The 21208-nt window shown below is 36.5% G+C and carries 17 protein-coding genes and 1 pseudogene; 16 read left to right on the top strand and 2 right to left on the bottom strand.

Annotated elements, in window-relative coordinates; genetic code table 11:
- Positions 1-122 precede the first annotated feature (122 nt).
- The gene (locus MR041_RS00225) at positions 123-1154 is read left to right on the top strand and encodes a quinone-dependent dihydroorotate dehydrogenase (RefSeq protein ID WP_242091572.1); all 1032 of its coding nucleotides are present in this window, start codon (positions 123-125) and stop codon (positions 1152-1154) included.
- Here the strand turns inward: MR041_RS00225 and MR041_RS00220 are convergent.
- Positions 1140-2063 carry a T9SS type A sorting domain-containing protein gene (locus MR041_RS00220; RefSeq protein WP_242091571.1) on the bottom strand — a complete coding sequence of 308 codons (924 nt, stop codon included), beginning with the start codon at positions 2061-2063 and terminating at the stop codon, positions 1140-1142. The two genes, MR041_RS00225 and MR041_RS00220, sit on opposite strands and share 15 nt — an antisense overlap.
- Positions 2064-2153: 90 nt before the next feature.
- Between MR041_RS00220 and MR041_RS00215 the strand changes: the two genes are divergently transcribed.
- The 10 genes from MR041_RS00215 (at position 2154) to MR041_RS00170 (ending at position 14007) form a co-directional block, all read left to right on the top strand.
- Positions 2154-3017: a hydroxymethylglutaryl-CoA lyase gene (locus MR041_RS00215; protein ID WP_242091570.1), complete on the top strand. Its 864-nt coding sequence runs from the start codon at positions 2154-2156 to the stop codon at positions 3015-3017.
- 171 nt (positions 3018-3188) lie between these two features.
- A complete protein-coding gene (locus MR041_RS00210; protein WP_242091569.1) occupies positions 3189-4367 on the top strand; it encodes a hypothetical protein in 1179 nt (392 codons plus the stop codon).
- A gap of 171 nt (positions 4368-4538) precedes the next feature.
- Entirely contained in the window at positions 4539-5066 is a 528-nt protein-coding gene (locus tag MR041_RS00205) for an FMN-binding protein (protein WP_242091568.1), read from the top strand.
- Entirely contained in the window at positions 5067-5561 is a 495-nt protein-coding gene (locus MR041_RS00200; protein WP_242091567.1) for a hypothetical protein, read from the top strand. It begins immediately after the preceding gene.
- A 315-nt stretch (positions 5562-5876) separates the two neighbouring features.
- Positions 5877-6932 carry an NAD(P)-dependent alcohol dehydrogenase gene (locus MR041_RS00195; RefSeq protein ID WP_242091566.1) on the top strand — a complete coding sequence of 352 codons (1056 nt, stop codon included), beginning with the start codon at positions 5877-5879 and terminating at the stop codon, positions 6930-6932.
- A 151-nt stretch (positions 6933-7083) separates the two neighbouring features.
- Positions 7084-8556 (top strand): IMP dehydrogenase, encoded by a 1473-nt coding sequence (gene guaB, locus MR041_RS00190; protein ID WP_242091565.1) that lies wholly within the window; start codon positions 7084-7086, stop codon positions 8554-8556.
- A 275-nt stretch (positions 8557-8831) separates the two neighbouring features.
- Positions 8832-10784: a peptidylprolyl isomerase gene (locus MR041_RS00185; RefSeq protein ID WP_242091564.1), complete on the top strand. Its 1953-nt coding sequence runs from the start codon at positions 8832-8834 to the stop codon at positions 10782-10784.
- Positions 10785-11636, top strand: coding sequence for a peptidyl-prolyl cis-trans isomerase (locus tag MR041_RS00180; protein ID WP_242091563.1), 852 nt, complete (start codon positions 10785-10787; stop codon positions 11634-11636).
- Complete coding sequence (locus tag MR041_RS00175; RefSeq protein WP_242091562.1) at positions 11599-13050, top strand: peptidylprolyl isomerase; 1452 nt, start codon at positions 11599-11601, stop codon at positions 13048-13050. The genes MR041_RS00180 and MR041_RS00175 overlap by 38 nt, the downstream gene beginning before the upstream one ends.
- A 3-nt stretch (positions 13051-13053) precedes the next feature.
- On the top strand, positions 13054-14007 hold the full coding sequence (locus tag MR041_RS00170; protein WP_242091561.1) for an AAA family ATPase: 954 nt from the start codon (positions 13054-13056) through the stop codon (positions 14005-14007).
- 150 nt (positions 14008-14157) lie between these two features.
- Here MR041_RS00170 and MR041_RS00165 read toward each other — a convergent pair whose 3' ends face one another.
- On the bottom strand, positions 14158-15087 hold the full coding sequence (locus MR041_RS00165) for a hypothetical protein (RefSeq protein WP_242091560.1): 930 nt from the start codon (positions 15085-15087) through the stop codon (positions 14158-14160).
- A gap of 373 nt (positions 15088-15460) precedes the next feature.
- Between MR041_RS00165 and MR041_RS15670 the strand changes: the two are divergent.
- From MR041_RS15670 to MR041_RS00150, 5 genes and pseudogenes are all read left to right on the top strand, one after another.
- A pseudogene (locus tag MR041_RS15670) lies at positions 15461-15994 on the top strand (MauE/DoxX family redox-associated membrane protein); the annotation flags it as partial.
- Positions 15995-16273: 279 nt separating this feature from the next.
- The gene (locus MR041_RS00160) at positions 16274-16450 is read left to right on the top strand and encodes a hypothetical protein (protein WP_242091559.1); all 177 of its coding nucleotides are present in this window, start codon (positions 16274-16276) and stop codon (positions 16448-16450) included.
- Positions 16450-17574, top strand: a complete 1125-nt coding sequence (locus tag MR041_RS15665) for an acyltransferase family protein (protein WP_422613557.1) — start codon at positions 16450-16452, stop codon at positions 17572-17574. The genes MR041_RS00160 and MR041_RS15665 overlap by 1 nt, the downstream gene beginning before the upstream one ends.
- A 2-nt stretch (positions 17575-17576) precedes the next feature.
- Positions 17577-18722 (top strand): acyltransferase family protein, encoded by a 1146-nt coding sequence (locus MR041_RS00155; RefSeq protein WP_242091558.1) that lies wholly within the window; start codon positions 17577-17579, stop codon positions 18720-18722.
- A 169-nt stretch (positions 18723-18891) separates the two neighbouring features.
- Complete coding sequence (locus MR041_RS00150) at positions 18892-21162, top strand: aconitate hydratase (RefSeq protein WP_242091557.1); 2271 nt, start codon at positions 18892-18894, stop codon at positions 21160-21162.
- The last annotated feature ends 46 nt before the right edge of the window (positions 21163-21208 follow it).

The following is a 21208-nucleotide window of genomic DNA, read 5'->3' as shown; positions in this document are numbered from 1 at the left end:
AGAAGTTGAAAAAATTAATACTTTAAGATGTCTGTAAAGTTACGATTATTAATTTTTTTACTTTTGAATAGCACGATTTTTTATTCTAAGGATTTCCACCTATTTTTGCACAAATATTATTGATGTATAAGCTGTTACTTCGCCCTATTTTCTTCGCGTTCGATCCAGAGAAAATTCATCATTTTACTTTTTCCTTAATAAAGTTTACGTCTAAAATCCCGGGTTTTAAAGCTTTTTTTCGAAGTCAATTTGCCGTGGAGGACAAGCGATTGGAAAGACACTTATTTGGACTTACATTTAAAAATCCCGTGGGATTGGCAGCAGGTTTCGATAAGAATGCCGTATTGTACAATGAGTTGGCTAATTTTGGTTTTGGATTTATCGAAATAGGTACGGTTACACCTGAAGGACAATACGGAAATCCAAAAAAGAGGTTATTCAGATTACAGGAGGATCAGGGTATTATCAATCGGATGGGATTTAATAATGATGGGGTAGAGGCTGTAATTGCGCAGTTAAAAAATAAAAGATGTCAAATGGTAATCGGTGGAAATATTGGTAAAAATACCAGTACGCGACCGGAGGATTATACAAAAGACTATTTGACATGCTTTAAGGCCTTACATCCATATGTCGATTATTTTGTGCTCAATGTGAGTTGTCCGAATGTGCAAAGTCATGCCAAATTGAATGACAGGGACTACTTAGAAGAACTCATCAGTGAAGTTCAAATGGCAAATACAAATTACGATAAACAGAAACCTATTCTGTTAAAAATTGCTCCGGATTTAAATGATGGACAATTAGATGAAATTATTGAACTGGTAAAGAGCACCAATCTCGATGGGGTTATTGCAAGTAATACATCCACCGATAGAACCGGTCTTAAGACTTCAAAGGATGAATTGGATGCCATAGGCCAGGGCGGATTGAGTGGACAACCAATTAAAGACAAAAGTACACGGGTAATTCAATACCTGTCTAAGAAAAGTAATAAAGCGTTTCCAATAATTGGTGTAGGTGGTATTCATTCGGCTGCTGATGCCATCGAAAAGATTGAGGCCGGAGCCGATTTAATACAAGTTTACACCGGGTTTATTTATGAAGGTCCGTCGCTTGTGAAATCAATAAATAAAGCCTTATTGAAGTACTAACTTTTGCGTTTTACTCCGTCCATCGGTTGTATGTAGTCTCAAAAAATACATGCCTTTTTTCAATGTAGAAAGATCAAGACTAACGGAGAATGAGGCCGGCACGGGCCTAAGAATTTCGACCAGTTTACCAATTACATTAAACACTTCTATGTGATCCAGGTAGATCGTATTCGGATTGGATATGATTATTTTTCCATCTGATGGATTGGGATATATTGAAACACCGTCAAAATCCTTCTTTTTATTGTTCAATACAGATTTCAGTGTAATAGTGAGTGTACCAATAACATTGCCATTGAACGGGGCACCTTCGATTTTAGATATAACATTTGGCGGATTGGTAACCGAATTTGAAGCCTCGTAATTTACACCATCATCGGTTCCTGCATCATAGGCAAAAACATCGATTGAAAAGGATGGTTTCCAACTCAAATTGTCTATGGTTCTTAAATTTAAACTGTTTATTGCGATAAACCAATCTGGACTCGGCGCCACCATGGACACCAAGGTTATTAAAGGGAAGTCTTCACTTAGTTCAACATGAGTTAGTGTGGCCGAACTGATCGCTCCGTAGGGCGAAAATGACTGCTGCAACCAAATATGTGCTCGATTCGAAGCTATTGCATTATTAACTTCCGCATGGAAATTCGTATTCAAGCCCAATTCTGCTAAATCTTTAATGCCATCGGTTGCCAATTGCCCCACCTCTAAGAATTCATTGGCCATATTATGAGTTGCACCAACTAAATCCGACCAATGTGCATTTGCAGGAATGGAAGTATGATCTGCTGCATTCCATGCACTTGAAAAGGTAAAATCATAGATGGCAGTACTTTGACTAAATGACTTTGAGAATACAAGAATCAGAACCGTAAATATGAAATTATGGAAGTTGTAAGAGTACCTCATAAAGGGATTATCGGTTTAATGAATATGTCGATACTAGAATATAAGTCTTACAAAAAATAGTAGTATTTTTATCTGAACTTTAATTGGAATATGACCGAATCGGTTAAGATAATAGAATGTCCGCGGGATGCTATGCAGGGTATAAAACAATTTATACCCACTGAAAAGAAAGTACAGTACATTCAGTCTTTATTGCGCGTTGGCTTCGATACAATAGATTTTGGGAGTTTCGTATCACCCAAGGCCATACCACAGATGGTGGATACGGCTGAAGTGCTATCGTCACTTGATTTAAGAAATACTTCCAGTAAATTATTAGCCATTATTGCCAACACAAGGGGGGCTAATGATGCCTGTAAATTTGAGACAATAGACTATTTAGGATATCCATTTTCAATTTCTGAAAACTTTCAAATGCGTAACACCCACAAGACCATTGCCCAATCGGTGGAAGTGTTATCGGAAATATTGGGCATAGCCAATACTTTTGGAAAAGAGGTGGTAGTCTATGTTTCGATGGGTTTTGGGAATCCTTACGGTGATCCATGGAATGTGGATATTGTTGGTGAATGGACTGAGAAGTTGATCAATATGGGGGTGAAAATAGTGTCTTTAAGTGATACCATTGGTACTTCGAATCCGGAGACTATCACCTATCTGTTTTCGAATCTCATTCCGAGATATCCTGATATAGAATTCGGTGCGCATTTGCACACCAGGCCTTCATCGTGGTTTGAAAAGATTGATGCGGCCTTTCATGCCGGTTGCAGGCGATTTGATGGTGCCATTCAAGGTTTTGGAGGTTGTCCCATGGCCAGGGATGAACTCACGGGAAATATGCCCACCGAAAAGCTTTTATCGTATCTCACCTCTAATAAGATGAATACCCTTAATGCGTTGAGCTTTGAAAGTGCCTACAACGAGGCTTCTAAAATCTTCAATATGTATCATTAATTTATTTTTATCTTAAAAAACTGGTAAATAGGATGTTATTATTTTTCGCAAAAATCTTTATTTAAATTTATTCTAAATAAGTTGGCTTTACTAGTTATGTGTATTATATTTGTACCGTTAATCAACAGCTATTTATAATTAATCTAAATAAATATAGCACAACAACCAACTATGAAAAAAATAATCCTACTTTTTGCAGTTTTAGCTATTTCTCTGGCTTCAGGTCAAACCATGCAGGATTCCATAACCTTCGATCCTCAGAAACAATTAAATGCCGCCCAGCGTTTACTTTCCGGTAATTATGGTAAGGCCGTAACGGTTGGAGCTTATGGCGAACTCACCTACAATCAACCTGAAGGTCAAAATGGAGAATTGGACGTACAGCGTTTAGTCGTTTTGTTTGGTTACAAATTCGACGATAAAACACAGTTTGTGACTGAATTGGAATTCGAACATGTTGAAGAAATCTTTGTTGAACAGGCATTCGTTAATTATGCAATAGGTTCAAATGTAAGTTTACGAGGTGGTTTAATGCTGGTTCCGATGGGAATTATTAACGAATTTCATGAACCTACGACGTTTAATGGCGTTGAACGTCCGGCAATGGATAATGTAATTGTACCCACCACCTGGAGAGAAATAGGTGTTGGTGTGACCGGTAGGTTTAATGACCTGTCTTTAAGTTATCAAGCTTATATATTTAATGGTTTCAAGTCAACCAGTTCTGACGGGGCCGATGGATTAAGTGGTTATTTAAGCGGCTCTAGTGGTTTGCGGGGTGGACGTCAAAAGGCTATTAAGTCGACTATTGATAGTCCTACGTTATCCGTGAAATTTGATTATTATGGGATACCAGGTCTACGTTTGGGGCTTTCCGCCTACACTGGAAAGACACAGGCTGCGGATGATATCGAAGAACTGGACGGCGCCAATATAGGGACAACTATGTTTGGGTTAGACGCCCGGTATGCTTACCAAAGATTTACAGCGCGAGGACAATTTGTTTATGCAAGTTTAAATGACACTGAGGCGTATAATCTGGCCACGGGAAAAGACTTGGGAAGTGCCCTGCAGGGCTATTATTTGGAAGGCGCCTATAACTTATTATCTCAAGAAAAAAGACAGCGTTTATTTGCTTTCCTCAGATACGAACAATATGACACACATGCCGATACAGCCGGTGGATTGATGCGAAATGATGCTTATAACAGGACTGATATTACAACGGGCCTGAGTTATCATATCGCTCCGGGAGTTGTGCTAAAAGGAGATTACCAATTTAGAGATAATGCATTATCCGGAGATCAGGTAAACGATAGACTTAATTTTGGAGTGGGCGTTTGGTTTTAATAAAAATACAGGTTAAGGGCCATAGTTTTTAAACGAGTATAGCGATACTTCCAAATAGATAGGGTTAGATAAGATTTAGGAGTTGAAATAAAAGTTAAGTCACAGGACAGGGTCATTTAAGTAATATTGAAGGGTCTTGTCCGCTCGAATTAAAAAGAATACTTTTACAACATGGGTATAAAATACGTTTCTTTAATAGTTTTAAGCATATTCTTAATATCCTCGGGGCTACCCAAGAATATTAAGAAAAAAGTAGATAAAGAGATTAGAGATACCTTCGAAGTTGAAACGTTTGATTTATCGAGTTATAGCATTAACAGTGAAGCTGCAAAAGAACTCCCTTCAAAATTTGAAACAGACAACTTTTTTAAAATAAATAACCAGGAACAGCTTCTAGGCTATGTTTATATCGCCCAGGCTCCGAGTAAAACAGCCCAATTTGATTATGTGGTTCTCCTGGACAAAGAATTGGTTATTCTTAAGGCCAAGGTATTAATTTATCGAGAAGATTACGGTGGTGAAATTGGGAGTAAACGCTGGTTAAAGCAATTTATAGGAAAAACGCATTCCGATGAACTGAAGTATGGTGATAATATTATGGCCATCTCCGGTGCTACTATTTCAGTTCGCTCTATGACTACTGCAATGAATAATCTCTTACGGTCCCTTAATATTCTTCATTCGAAACAGCTTCTATAGATGGAATTAAACGGACTTATATCAACACTTCCAAAAGAAATCAAACTATTAATAGGGACTTTCGTTATTGTATTGAGTATAGGATTTTTTACAGGCTTATTATTTGTTGGAGAAACTTCGTCTGCCAATCCAAAAGGGATTCAAGAACAATATTTGGGTAATGAAGATGAGGATGTTATTGAAGTCATGCGCTTCAAAAAAAGTGATCAGGAGATGCTTACCTTGGTGCATAATCATGTACTGTCAATGTCCATAATATTCTTTTTGTTAGGGTTGATTGTTTCCCTAACGAAACTCCCTAAAAAATTTAAACTATTTATTATCATCGAGCCGTTCTTTTCTGTTCTTCTCACTTTTGGCGGACTATATCTGCTTTGGAAAGGGATGTTATGGATGACCTATGTTGTCATGTTTTCTGGAGTTTTGATGACCCTAACATTTACACTCGCTGTTTTTATAATTTTATATCAGTTAATTATTGAGAAAGCCAATTAGGCTTCTTTGATATTATTAATCCTGCTTCTAAATACATCGAAGTCCAATAAGTCTTATGGAATTTATATATGTTCTGCTTTATAAGGATAATGGATTTTTTGACACTGATTAAAGGCATATTGCTTTCGCACTATAGTTTCGGATGTGATCTTTTTAAGTGATGTAAAATGATCAAAGACTAACTTTTTAATTTTTTGAAGATGATTATAATATACCGAGATTTTAATTGTTGTGGATTATCTGATTTTATCTTAAATTTAGGAATTAACTGTCCCATGACAATCAAATTATAATCTGCGTAAAAAATCCAAAAGAATGAACACAAAACAGGTTAAGGCATTTGGCACAGAAGCCGCTGATGCCAATTTAGAAAAATTAAATATCCAAAGACGAGAAATTACACCAAATGATGTTGAAATAGATATTGAGTATTGCGGTGTTTGCCATTCGGATCTGCATTTTGCTAGAAATGATTGGGGTTTTTCTGTTTATCCTGTGGTTCCTGGTCACGAGATAGTTGGGACTGTGGTCGGCGTAGGTGCTAATGTATCAAAGTATAAGATTGGGGACTCGGTGGCAGTCGGCTGTCTGGTGGATTCCTGCAGAAGCTGTGCGAATTGCAAAGTGGATCTTGAACAATATTGTCCGGAATGGGTTGGCACCTATGGTGGTCATGATAAGCATTTAGATATGCAAACTTTCGGAGGTTATTCAGAAAGCATTGTCGTTGATGAGCATTTTGTGTTAAGCCTTCCTGCTAATCTGGATAAAGCCGCTATAGCTCCGGTACTATGCGCCGGTATTACTACCTGGTCACCATTAAGGCATTGGAAAGTTGGGAAGGATACGAAGGTTGCTGTGGTAGGTTTAGGAGGCTTGGGACATATGGCCATTAAGTTGGCAGATGCCTTAGGGGCCGAAGTAACGTTAATTTCAAGATCACCCGATAAAACACAAGACGCTATGAATCTTGGAGCTGATCGTGTGGTTATATCTACCGATGAGTCACAAATGAATGCCGTGCAGGGGTATTTTGATCTGATTATCGATACGGTGCCATATATTCATGATATTAACCCCTATGTGGGGACTTTGTCTACAAATGGTACTTTGGTTTTAGTAGGCTATTTAGGTCCTTTGGATCCAATGTTGAATTCCATGCCGATGATCATGGGTCGCAAAACTGTGGCTGGATCGTTGATTGGAGGTATCGCTGAAACACAAGAACTTTTGGATTTTTGTGGTGAACATGGAATTACCTCTGAAATTGAAATGATTAAAATTCAGGATATCAATGAAGCATATGAACGCATGCTTAAGAGTGATGTACATTATAGGTTCGTAATTGATATGTCCTCTCTGAAGAAATAAATAAAGTGTCATTTATTTTTTTTGATCCGGTCATCGTTTAAGATTTCTCGAATAAATTAGAAATCGAATACTCGGTCACAATTAGAGATTAATTGTGAAATCAAATGGAAAAAAATACGTAAATTTGCACGCAATTATAACGTAATTGCACATGACTGCACATCAAAACAAAATAGTAGGTGAAGGTCTTACCTACGACGACGTTTTACTCGTTCCGGCATTTTCAGAAGTCTTACCTCGCGAAGTTAATATTCAGACCAAGTTTACGCGTAACATAACCATTAATGTTCCGATTATATCGGCAGCGATGGATACGGTTACGGAAAGTAAAATGGCCATTGCCATGGCCCAAGAGGGTGGTATTGGTGTCCTACATAAAAACATGACTGTTGAAGCACAGGCGCTTAAAGTAAGACGTGTAAAACGTGCAGAAAGCGGAATGATTATAGATCCGGTAACCCTTCCCCTCACGGCTACGGTATTTGACGCTAAGCAATCCATGGCTGAACACAGTATCGGTGGGATTCCAATTATTGAATCTGACGGCACCTTGAAGGGGATTGTTACCAATCGGGATTTACGTTTCGAACACGATAATAAAAAACCCATTGTCGAGGTAATGACAAGTGAAAATTTAGTGACAGCACCAATAGGAACCTCCCTGGTGGACGCTGAAGCCATACTTCAGGCGCATAAAATTGAAAAACTGCTTATTGTTGACGATGATTATAAACTATCGGGCCTCATCACCTTCAGGGATATTACAAAATTGAGTCAGAAACCTATTGCCAACAAAGATAAATACGGGCGCTTGCGTGTTGCGGCGGCCATAGGTGTTACCGCTGATGCTATGAATAGGGCAGAGGCTTTGGTAAATGCAGGTGTCGATGCTGTTGTAATTGATACGGCTCATGGACATACTAAAGGTGTGGTCGGAGTTTTAAAGGAAATAAAAGCCAAGTTTCCAGAATTGGAAGTTATAGTTGGAAATATAGCCACCGGGGCGGCAGCCAGATATTTGGTTGAAGCTGGCGCAGACGCCGTAAAGGTGGGTATAGGTCCTGGTTCCATTTGTACGACTCGAGTTGTAGCAGGTGTTGGATTTCCGCAATTTTCAGCAGTATTAGAAGTGTCTGCTGCAATTAAAGGTAGCGGAGTTCCTGTAATTGCCGATGGAGGTATACGGTATACAGGAGATATTCCAAAAGCAATTGCTGCTGGAGCGGATTGCGTAATGCTGGGATCACTTTTGGCGGGAACTAAAGAATCTCCAGGAGAAACCATTATATACGAAGGGCGTAAGTTTAAGTCCTACAGAGGCATGGGATCGGTAGAGGCCATGAAAGAGGGCAGTAAAGACCGCTATTTTCAAGATGTTGAGGATGATATTAAAAAGTTAGTTCCAGAGGGTATTGTTGGAAGAGTGCCTTATAAAGGTGATCTCTATGAAAGTATTCATCAGTTTATTGGAGGACTTAGAGCCGGTATGGGCTATTGTGGAGCCAAAAATATTGCAGATTTAAAGGAGAATGGGCAATTTGTTAAGATTACTTCAAGTGGGATAAATGAAAGCCATCCGCACAATGTAACCATCACAAAAGAGTCTCCCAATTATTCGAGATAGTACCTACTGAAGTTTGTTTCGTAAACAATTCTAATTAAGCACATCACGAGTGGGTTCCAGTATATAGTCCCAATTTTAAAGAGTTTCTGTCTTATCATCTGAGCATTGAAAAGGTTGACTTTAGTAGACCGCAATAAAATAACAAAAGGTTAATTTTTAATAATAATGATGCTCTTTTTTAAGATACGATTTATCCATTTTAATCGTTCTTATTAGCATCTTGTTTTATAGGTTTATATTAGTATTTTTGTCACCTGATTAAAGTTTAAGTTCGAATGAAGTCCAAGTATTTTTCGATTGTATTATTTTTCTTCTTTGTAATTAATTATAATGCACAGAGCAATGAAGATGCCATTCTTTTTTCAATAGATGGGGCACCAGTATATGTGTCTGAGTTTTTACGTGTATACAACAAGAATCTCGAATTAGTTCAAGATGAATCCCAAAAGGATGTGGATGAATATTTGAAACTCTTTACAAATTACAAGCTTAAGTTAAAGGAAGCGAGAGCCCTGGGTTTAGATAAAAGGGAAAGCTATAGTCGCGAATTGAACACCTACAAAAAGCAGTTAGCCTCAAGTTTTATTTCGGATTCAAAAGTGACAGATGATTTGGTTGAAGAAGCGTATGCACGTATTTCTAACGATGTAAAGGCAAATCATATCTTGGTACGGATCGACGATTCTGCAAGCCCGGAAGATACATTAGTCGCATATAATAAAATTCTTAAGCTCCGGGAACGGGCTATTGCAGAAGGATTTGAGAATATTAGGAAGGAAGTTCACAACGGGAAAACTGTTTTCGGGGAGGCGTTAGGGTATTTTAATGGTTTCAAAATGGTTTACAATTTTGAAAACGCTGCCTTTAAGACACCTGTCGGAGAAATTTCAATGCCCTTTAGAACACGGTTCGGGTATCATATTGTAAAGGTTTTCGATAAAAGAAAATCAAGAGGAGAGCGAACTGTAGCACATATCATGATTGGCTTCAACAGCAAAGACACACTTCATGGAAGCCCGGAGACGCGAATAAATGAAATTTATCAAAAGATCAACCAGGGAGAGGAATTCGAAGATCTGGCCAGGCAATTTTCAGAGGATAAGAGCTCTTCCTCAAAAGGGGGGCTGTTGAAACCATTTTCCGGAGGTCAGTTAAGTGCCCCGGAATTTGAGGATGTGGCTTTCAGTTTGGAATCTGCGGGTGAAGTGTCTGAACCCTTTAAAACTAAATTCGGATGGCACATCATAAAATTATATGAGAAAACACCCGTTCCCCCGTTTGAGGTTATGAAACCCGAATTGGAGGTGAAGGTTAAACGAGACGATAGATCCAGGCTTATTGATGAGGCACTATATAAAAATTTGAGAACGCGTTATAAAATAAGCGACGATCAGCCAGCATTGGACTATTTTGTGTCCATATTAAATGAAAATTATTTTAGAAGAACCTGGACATTACCTGAGGATTTTAGTGCAGATAGTGCTTTGATTAAAATTGGTAACCGGCAATTAAGGTTTAATGATTTTGGAGATTATTTGTTAAAAAGTCAGCGTACCGTGCAGAAGAGAGAACCTTTCAATGTATTGGTTAGAAAGCATTACAATGACTTTCTGAATGCGAGCTTAATGAGATATCGAGAAGATAATTTAGAGTTTGAAAATGAAGACTTTGCTCATATTTTACGGGAGTATCAAGATGGGTTATTGTTGTTCGATCTAATGGAATCCAAGATCTGGGATTCCTCGAAAGACTCCATTCAAATACAAAACTTTTATGCTTCTAACAAATCTAAATATTATGTACCGGAACGGATCCAAGCGATTGTGGCGTCCTCAACAACTCAAAAACCGCTTAAAAAAGTAGCCAAGTTACTTGAGCAGGGTTTGGCCTTGGACAGAATAAAAAATCTTATAAATGGAAATGACAGTATCGAAGTTATTTTTACGTCAGGAATAATGGATTCTCAACATCAGGCCCTCCCAAAAGATTATACATTCAAAATGGGTTTATCGAAGATCTATAAACATAATTCGAATTTTGTTTTGGTTCAGGTTAAAGAAATTGTACCTGAAACACTAAAATCATTTGAAGAGGCCAAAGGCGCTATTATTAGTGATTATCAAGAATTTAAAGAGGCTCAGTGGATTAAGGAATTGCATGAAAAGTACAAAGTGGTGGTTGACAAGCAAGTTTTAAATCAGGTAAAAAAAATGGTAAATAGGAGTTAAGTGAGGTCGAGAATTTGGATATTATTGTTATTTGGGATTTTAGTGTCATGTTCTTTTTTTAAAAAAACCGATGATCGTGATGCTATTGCTCGTGTTAATGATTCCTATTTATATGCAGAGGATCTCAAAGGATTAATATCTTCGGAAATATCTAAAGAAGATAGTACCCTGCTGGTGCAAAATTATATTACAAGTTGGGCGACCCAACAATTGTTGTTCGATGGCGCAAAACTTAATTTAAGTGAATCGAAGCAGGAGTCCTTCAACAGACTGGTCGATCAGTACAAAAATGATCTCTATGCCAAGGCCTATTTAGAAGGTCTGGTAAGTAGAAATGTGGACACTGTAGTAACTTTCGAAGAAGCTGAAGTTTATTACAATGAAAACAAGACCATTTTTAAATTAAACGAGGAACTCATTAAGTTTAGATACATTCAGGTTGAAGAGCAAATCAATAATTTTAGTAGTATTGAAAAGCGATTCAAACGTTTTAATAATGAAGATAAAAAGGAACTGGACTCGATCTCAATTCAGTTCAAATCCTATTCTCTTAACGATTCCATTTGGGTAAAAGTAAGTCAGGTTATTGATAAGATATCCGTTTTAAACTCGGGCAATAAAAGTGAATTGTTAAAAAAATCTAATTTTATACAACTCAAAGATTCATTAGGAGTATATTTGATGAAAATTAACGATGTGCTATTGAGAAATGAAACGGCACCGATAGAATATGTTAAACCTACCATCGATCAAATCGTTATTAATAAGAGAAAACTTGAGCTCATAAAGGAAATTGAAAAAGATATTACGAAGGATGCAATTAAAAATAAGCAATTTGAGATATTCAAATAATTTTGGGATTACATTAATCATTGCCTTAAATATATTTTGCTTTAACTTTTTATCTTCACAGGAGATCATTGAAGATGAAAAGGTCGCTGTTAAAGATGCCGTAAAGGCCGTTGATACTACCAAAGCAATCAAGGTAGATGGGGTTGCGGCAGTAGTTGGAGACTACATAATTTTGGACTCCGATATTCCTAAAAACAGATTACAATTAGAGGCGGGAGGTTATAATACTAAAGACATTACGAATTGTGAATTGATGGGAAAACTTTTAGAAGATAAGTTGTATGCCCATCATGCTATACAAGACAGTATAGCAGTCTCTGATGCGGAAATTCGCAGAAACGTAGATTATCAGTTAGAGCAATTTTTGCAACAGGTAAATGGATCGATGGAGCGCATTCTGGAATTTTACAATAAGGAAGACGAAAAGAGTTTAAGAGACGAAATGTTCGAAATCAATAAAGCGAACCAGTTAGCGGCGCGAATGCAGGCCAAGGTCGTTGAAGATGTCGAAATTACTCCTGAAGAAGTAAGAACCTATTTTAATAACATACCTGAAGAGGAACGTCCTATATTCGGAACAACACTGAAAGTAGCCAGAATAGTGGCTAAACCAAAAGTTTCTGAAGAAGAAAAACAGAAAGTTATTGATAAACTGAAAGAATTCAAGGCAGATATTGAAGAAAATGGAGCCAGTTTCCGGTCCAAGGTCATTTTATATGGGGAGGATCCCGGATTGAAGCAGGCGGGATATAAATATACCCTTCATAGAAAGCAACCAAGGATGGTTAAGGAATTCAGACAGGTGGCCTTTTCACTTCAGGAAGGTGAAATCTCAGAACCATTTGAAACAGACTTTGGATTTCATATCATTCATCTTCAAAAAATTAGAGGACAGGAATATGATGTGAGTCATATTTTATTAAGACCTAAGGTGTCAGATGAAGCCATTAGAGAGGCTAAAGCGCGTTTAGAAAAGATAAGAGAACGCATTGTTAATGGTGATATCTCTTTTGCTGATGCTGCTCGAGAAGCTAGTGATGAGGAAGAGACACGAGCAGAAGGAGGACAACTTATTAATCCAACCACCCAGGATTATAATTTTGAATTGACCAAAATGGATACGGAGTTGTATGTTCAGATACAAAATTTGGAAGATGGAGAGGTAAGTTTGGTGTTAAATGATCAAGATAGAACGGGAGATATAAAGTTTGTTATTTTAACCGTTACTGACCGTGTGGATGAGCACAAAGCGGATTATGCTCAAGATTTTTTAAAGATTAAGGATCTTGCCCTCCAAGAAAAAAGAATTCGTGCGGTGGAGAAATGGCAAGCGGAAAAAATAATGGATACTTACATAAAAATAGGTGGGGAGTATAGAGAATGTGATTTCTCAAGTAATTGGTTAAAAAAATAGTTTATGTCTGATGTTGCTGACTTAGAAAAGTTTGTAAAGCGTTACAAAGAATTAAAAACAGAAATAGCTAAGGTAATTGTTGGTCAAGAACAAATTATCGATCAAATTTTAGTATCCATATTTTCGGGTGGACATTCATTATTAATAGGCGTACCAGGTTTGGCCAAAACATTAATGGTGAATACCATTGCAAAGGCACTAGGATTGGATTTTAAGCGTATCCAATTTACACCGGACTTAATGCCAAGTGATATACTGGGAAGTGAAATCTTAGATGAAGACCGACATTTTAAATTTGTTAAAGGGCCCATTTTTGCAAATATTATTTTAGCCGATGAAATTAACCGAACCCCACCGAAGACTCAGGCAGCCTTATTAGAGGCCATGCAGGAGCGGGCCGTAACTGTTGCGGGTCATCATTATAAGCTTAGTTTACCTTATTTTGTTTTGGCCACGCAAAATCCCATTGAACAGGAGGGTACCTATCCATTGCCTGAGGCCCAATTGGATCGTTTTATGTTTGCTATCTATTTGGGATATCCGGCATTTGATGAGGAGGTAGAAGTTGTAAAGGCCACCACAGCCGATGTAGAAAATAAAGTGGCCCCATTGTTCACAGCTCAGGAAATTATCGATTTTCAACATTTAATTCGCCGGATTCCGGTGGCAGACAATGTCATTGAGTATGCGGTTACCATGGTAGCAAAAACAAGACCGGATAATAGCACGGCAACGGATTTGGTGAAAACATATATTGATTGGGGTGCTGGTCCTCGTGCATCACAGAATCTTGTATTGGCAGCCAAAACGCATGCTGCAATAAATGGTAAATTTTCACCGGATATAGAAAATGTTCAAGCTGTTGCTTATAGTGTTTTAAGACACCGTATCATTAAAAATTATAAAGCGGAAGCTGAAGGTATTTCTGAAAACCAAATCATTAAGGATTTATTTTAATAGGCCTCTTTTTTAGATATTTAGTTGTTTGCCGGAATTTTATTAAGGAAATTATTATATCCATAAATATGGATTATCATTAATCTTCCGAAGTAGCTGATATCTGAATAAAAACTAAATTTTTGATGAACTATCTTAATGACAAAATTATCAATTTTCAGACTTAGTTTTGTAATTGTTGATTTTATCAGCCATTTCGTCATCATAAAAAAACATGAACATGCTCGCCATCATATCTTGAATTTCGTTGGTAGTGTTATTAGTTCTAAGAAGGAGTTCATATTCATGGTCTGGATATAATAAAATTCCTTCTATACTTGAAAAGGCAGGTGTTCTACTCAATCCAATTTTATTCTTATGATTAATAACCTTACAATTGAAAAGTACGTTATTAGTTGTTATATCCCTTAGGGCAAATGTCTCTGCAAAAGGATGTAAATGAGGTGTAATTTGATGTACTCTTAAAGTATCCTTCAAGGACAGTTGGTCCGTAATATTTGACTTAAATTCTTGTTTTCCTAAATTGATTTTCCAATGCCCGGAAAGTAAATTTCCCTGATCATCGGTATAGGTATGGTTTTTTGTTTCTACAGGAATACAAGTATTCATTTCAATTTTACCAATCTCACTATCCTTAATTTGTTCTTTGGAGAAAGGAATTTGCATGTAGACCGTTTTTGGCATCAAAGTTTTAAGTCTATCACTTTTATATTTTATGGAAATATGGTGTTTTAATTGAAATATAGAATCGCTGATGTTATGGTTTAAGGATTGTGTAATTAGAAAAAACTTCTCATTGGCAAAAAAAGGAAATCCATAACCTTCTGGAAAATTCATCGACTCAATTCCGTGAGATAAAGAGATTAATCTTGGATATTGCAAATTTATACGATCTTTTAAATTCCAACGGTCGTGATGCTCTTGTTCAATATAGTTAATATTTGTATGACAAATGAAATCATTGGAAATTTTGTCTTTTGATTTTTGTGATAGAGCCGTAACTTGAAACCCTGTCATCCATAATAAGTCATTTCTAACTTTGTCCGCCTGAAAATAATGTACGGCCTTTGGACCTTCCATAGATTTATATATACCGTCTATTAAAAACGACGGAGATTCAATTTCTATTGATAAGGGTGTCAGCTTGGTTGACCAATCGGAGTCTATAATATGAAAAAAATGTAACAGTCTCGTTTTTACAATTGCTTTATGCCTGTTGGATAAATTAAAATAGTATATTAGACCAATTATACTGCATATCGCAGAAAATATAAATGCTAATCTAAACCATTTTTTTAAGGTCATGTGTCTTTAATTACTGGCTAATGTACTAATAATTTAGTTTTAATATTAAAGTACTGTGAATTCTAAAACCATTATTCAAGATTTAAAAAATGATGAGCTTTTTGTAATAAGAGTAGCTACATTTTTAGCATTTTTTTTACCCTTTATTATGGCTCCCAAAATTTGGTTTTCTAATAGGTTATTTCCTTTAATACCCTTTTTCGAGAGAATGCCCGTGCCAGATCTGATAGGAGATATTGTCTTAATAGCTATATTTTTTTCGACGTTTCTGATGTTCTTATTTATTCCGAAATGGAAGTTTGGTTTACCAGTTGTGATCATATATATTTATTGGGCCTTAATTGACCAAAATAGGATACAACCCTTTTATTTTGAAATTGTATTTGTTGTTTTTTCACTTATCATGTTTTCGAATGATCCAAAAAGAGCCAAGCAATGTATTCTATTAATTTTTGTTGGAACTTATTTTTGGAGTGGCATACATAAATGGAACAGTCAATTTTTTGAAATTTGGTCCAATGGCCTAAGCAGAAGAATACCTTTCGTCCCTGAAGTTCACAGGAAACTTTTTACCTATTCAGTTCCATTTTTAGAGGCGTCATTTGGTATACTTTTAATTTTTTCAAAGACCAGGAAATGGGCTATTTGGCTGATAACCTTTATGCATATTATGATTCTAATTACTTTTATTATTGGTAATTTTGGTTATCTCGTTTTTCCTCTAACATTGTTTAATATATTTACTCTATTCTATTTATTTTACAAGAAACCATTTTCATCTAAACTTTTATTTAGGTTAAACCATCCAAAAAGCCTCATTGTATTTTTTTTATCCATAGTTTTTCCGATTTTGAATTTTTTTGGATACTACGATCATCTTCTGTCCTTTAGTTATTTTTCTGCAAAACCAAAATATTGTAGATTGCATTTTAAGGTTGAGCAAGATTTATCCAGATTACCTATGAATATTAAACAAAATATTAGACAACAGGAAGGTCAATATTATATCGATTTTAATGAGTGGTCAGCAAAGACCATAAATGTCATGGTATATCCGGAAAAACGAGTATATCAGAAATTACAGGATCATATAAATAAGTATCTGGATGGTCCGAATTCATACTTAGAATTTTATTGATGCCAAAAAAGGATTCACGCATTTTTGGTTTAGATTGTATACGCGCTTTAGCAATTTGCCTCGTCCTGCAATCCCATTGCTCTTTATTGTTGTTTCCCGAAATGAGTAATACATTATTAGATGGTTTAAGACTTATGGGAACCGTTGGAGTTGATTTGTTTTTTGTTTTGAGCGGGTATTTAATCGGAGGCATCCTAATTAAAACATTAAATGATAATAAACATCTAAAATGGTCTGATTTATTTCGGTTTTGGAAAAGGCGCTGGCTTAGAACCCTCCCTAATTACTACCTGATTTTAATTATAAATATTGTTATTGCATTATTGCTGGATACAACTTTGCCCAAGAATTTAGGGAGCTACTTATTTTTTCTGCAGAATTTTACGGTGGGGCATCCCGATTTTTTTACTGAGGCCTGGAGTTTATCGATAGAAGAATACGCTTATATTCTATTGCCATTTCTTCTTTTTACAGCGGTGTTATTATTTCAAAACAAGAAGAGAAAAAAGGTATTTTTTGTGGTCTCACTGAGTGTTATAGTGGTGCTTTCATTTTTTAAGATGGATTTTAATTTCAATACAGTAGTTAATAATTATTATGATTGGAGTTCGTCATTTCGAAAGGTAGTTATTTTTAGGATGGATAGCATTTATTTGGGTTTTCTTGCCGTTTTTGTAATTAAATCATATGCCTTGATAATAAAGAAATACAAAACTATTTTATTCTTGCTCGGCCTTCTCATTTTTGTTGCTCTACATTTAAGTATGTTTATTTTTAACATAGGACCTGATTCCTATTTATGGTTTTATTCATTTTTATACTTACAAGTAATCTCGATATCCTTATTATTCATGTTTCCTTACGCTATAGAATTGCGAGGAAGTAGATATTTAAAATCAATAATCGAATTTATCAGTACGCGATCTTATGCCATGTATTTAGTGAATTATTCTTTAATACTATTAAATATGCAGTTACTTACAGATAAGATTGGATTAGGAATATGGACAAAATTTAGCGCTTTAATTATTTTTTTATTTCTAACTCTTACAATTTCAAATTTCATTTATCTTTATTTTGAGAAACCTATTATGAGTTATCGTGATAAAAAATTTCCGAGATAATTGTGAATCAAAAATCAAAGAGAATTTATGGACTAGATCTGGTAAGGGCAATTGCCATTACCTTGGTCTTACTATCTCATACAAGTTATATCTTTCAGGGATACGATATTCAAGGTATTCAATTGTTTGGCGTACAAGGTGTTGAAATATTCTTCGTGCTCAGTGGGTTTCTGATAGGTGGACTTCTTTTACGATTGATAAATTCAACCTCGTTTGAGGTGTTCGATGTACTTTACTTTTGGGTAAGACGGTGGTTCAGAACATTGCCGCTTTACTTTTTGATGCTTTTTGTGAATGTCCTTGTGGCCCTTTGGATTGGTTACGAATTGCCATCGAATCTCTGGAAATATTTATTTTTTCTTCAGAATTTTTACGATTCTCATATTCTTTTTTTTCCAGAATCATGGAGTCTATCGGTGGAAGAATATGCTTATCTTCTGGCACCACTTTGTTTAATTGTATCTTTCAGACTGCTTAATAATTTTTTCAAAAAGGATTCATTGTTTTTAGGTGTTTCTGTTTTTTTGGTTCTACTTTTTTTCGTTTTTAAAGCAAAATACAACTCATCAGTAAATAATGGACTTCAGTCTTTATCGATATGGAACACCAATTTAAAGGCTATTGTTATATATAGATTAGATGCAATTTTTTATGGGTTCATATTGGTTGCTTTGCTTAAAAGATTTAGAATGCTAATCAAACTTAAAAAAAAGATACTTTTTTATTTCGGTATAGGCTTATCTTTTCTTGTGATGGTTGTCATTCCATATTTAGGTATTTCCATAGAAAATTACCCATTTTACTGGAACGTTTTATACTTGCCTTTAAATTCAATTGGAATAAGCCTTGCATTACCAATGTTCTACTTTTTGAAGAGGCCATCCGGTGCATGGGCTAAATTAATAAAAAGAATTAGTCTGTATTCTTATGCCATGTATCTTATACATTACACCTTTATTTTATATCTGATGCAATTAGTATTGGATTTTAATGCTTTAAAAATATGGCAACGCATAGCTTGTGTTCTGTTCTATCTGGGGATAACCTATTTCGGATCTCAAATAATTTATACGTATTTTGAAAAACCGTGTACAAGTTTAAGGGATTCGTTTCGAATAAAGCAATTTTTCAATCAAAAAATTGACTAATCGGTATTTTTATCGCTCAGATCTGGTAAAAATATAACTGATATGCATTTCCAATATTGGTATAATAAAATCGTATTAATAGGGGGCATTCATAGGGGTTTATTTTTAAAACTTTGTAATAATTTTGTACTTTGCGACACTTAAAATAGAATTATAATATTTATTAGATATGGCATTTGATATCGATATGATTAAAGCGGTTTACAGCCGAATGACCGAACGTGTGAACCAAGCACGGGAGGTAGTGGGAAAACCACTGACACTTTCAGAAAAGATTCTGTATAATCACTTATGGGATGGTATAACGACCAAGTCTTTTGTCAGAGGTAAGGATTATGTCGATTTTGCACCCGATAGAATAGCCTGTCAAGATGCAACGGCTCAAATGGCCTTGTTGCAATTTATGCAAGCAGGCAAAAATAAGGTCGCTGTCCCTACTACCGTACATTGCGATCATTTAATTCAGGCAAAGGAAGGCGCGGCTGTCGATTTGAAACATGCTAATAGCGTGAGTAGTGAAGTGTTTAACTTTTTGGAATCGGTCTCTAATAAGTATGGTATTGGATTTTGGAAACCAGGAGCGGGTATTATACATCAGGTTGTTCTCGAAAACTATGCATTTCCGGGAGGTATGATGATAGGTACCGATTCACATACGGTTAACGCCGGAGGATTAGGTATGGTTGCCATTGGTGTTGGAGGTGCCGATGCTGTAGATGTTATGGCTGGAATGGCTTGGGAACTTAAATTTCCGAAATTAATTGGTGTTAAGCTCACTGGGAAATTGTCTGGTTGGACAGCACCGAAGGATGTTATACTAAAAGTTGCGGAAATATTAACAGTAAAAGGCGGTACCGGTGCCATTGTAGAATATTTTGGACCAGGAGCTACAGCCATGTCATGTACAGGAAAAGGAACGATCTGTAATATGGGAGCGGAAATAGGAGCAACAACATCAACATTCGGTTATGATGACTCTATGGAGCGTTATTTGCGTGCCACAGATCGGTCGGATGTTGCAGATGCTGCCAATGAGGTGAAAAGCTACCTAACTGCCGATCCAGAAGTATATGCCAATCCTGAGCACTATTTTGATCAAGTAATTGAAATCAATTTATCTGAGTTAAGTCCATTGTTAAATGGACCCTTTACGCCGGATTTATCGACACCTGTTGGAAGCGAAATGACAGAAAAGGCGAAGACTAACGATTGGCCAATTAAGGTGGAGTGGGGACTTATTGGATCATGTACCAATTCATCTTATGAGGACTTATCGAGAGCCTCTTCAATCGCTCAACAGGCTTTGGACAAAGGGTTAAAAACCAAGGCTGAGTTTGGTATTAATCCGGGTTCTGAACAGGTACGGTACACGGCTGAGCGCGATGGAATTCTTGAGGTTTTTGAAAAATTGGACGCTAAGATATTCACGAATGCCTGTGGTCCGTGTATAGGACAATGGGCGCGTTACAGTGATCCCAAGAATGCTCCGAAGAACAGTATTGTGCATTCTTTTAACAGGAATTTTGCCAAACGTGCCGATGGAAATCCTAATACTCATGCATTTGTGGCATCGCCAGAGATTACTGCAGCTATTGCTATAGCGGGCCGTCTGGATTTTAATCCATTAACGGATGCTTTGATCAATGAAAATGGTGAGGAAGTCTTTTTGGATGAGCCCACAGGTTGGGAATTGCCTCCAAAAGGATTTGAAGTTAAAGATAATGGGTATTTAGAACCGGTTGAGGACGGCAGTGGCGTTCAGGTTATTGTCGCTGATAACTCAGAACGATTGCAACTGCTAACACCATTTGAGCCAATAGGCGATACTATTAGTGGAGCAAAACTTTTAATAAAGGCGTTTGGGAAGTGTACAACGGACCACATTTCAATGGCGGGTCCATGGCTGCGTTTTAGAGGTCATCTGGATAACATTTCCAATAATACGCTTATCGGGGCAGTGAATGCATTTAACAAGAAAACGAACTTCGTTAAAAACCAGTTAACAGGCGAATACGGTGGTGTGCCCGATGTCCAACGTGAATACAAAAAAGCAGGTATTAAAACTATTGTTGTTGGAGATCATAACTACGGTGAAGGATCCTCCAGAGAGCATGCTGCCATGCAACCGCGTCATTTAGGCGTCGCGGCGGTAATAGTCAAATCGTTTGCAAGGATACACGAAACCAATCTAAAAAAGCAGGGTATGCTAGGTTTGACTTTTGCCAATGAAAATGATTATGATTTAATTCAGGAAGATGATACCTTCAACTTTTTGGATCTAAATGAATTTGCTCCTGAAAAGCAATTGACATTGGAGATAGTTCATTCGAATGGATCAAAGGACGTCATTAAGTTGAATCATTCATACAACGATGCTCAAATAGCATGGTATAAAGAGGGATCAGCATTAAACTTGATTAAAAAGCAAAACGCACAATAAAATTTATTCGTATTTATATTATTATACAGCCTGTTGCGTTTCACAC

This window comes from Aestuariivivens sediminicola, from assembly GCF_022662015.1.
Classification (GTDB): domain Bacteria; phylum Bacteroidota; class Bacteroidia; order Flavobacteriales; family Flavobacteriaceae; genus Aestuariivivens; species Aestuariivivens sediminicola.
Note: the sequence above shows the minus strand (reverse complement) of the source record. Positions and strands in the feature narration are given on the sequence as shown.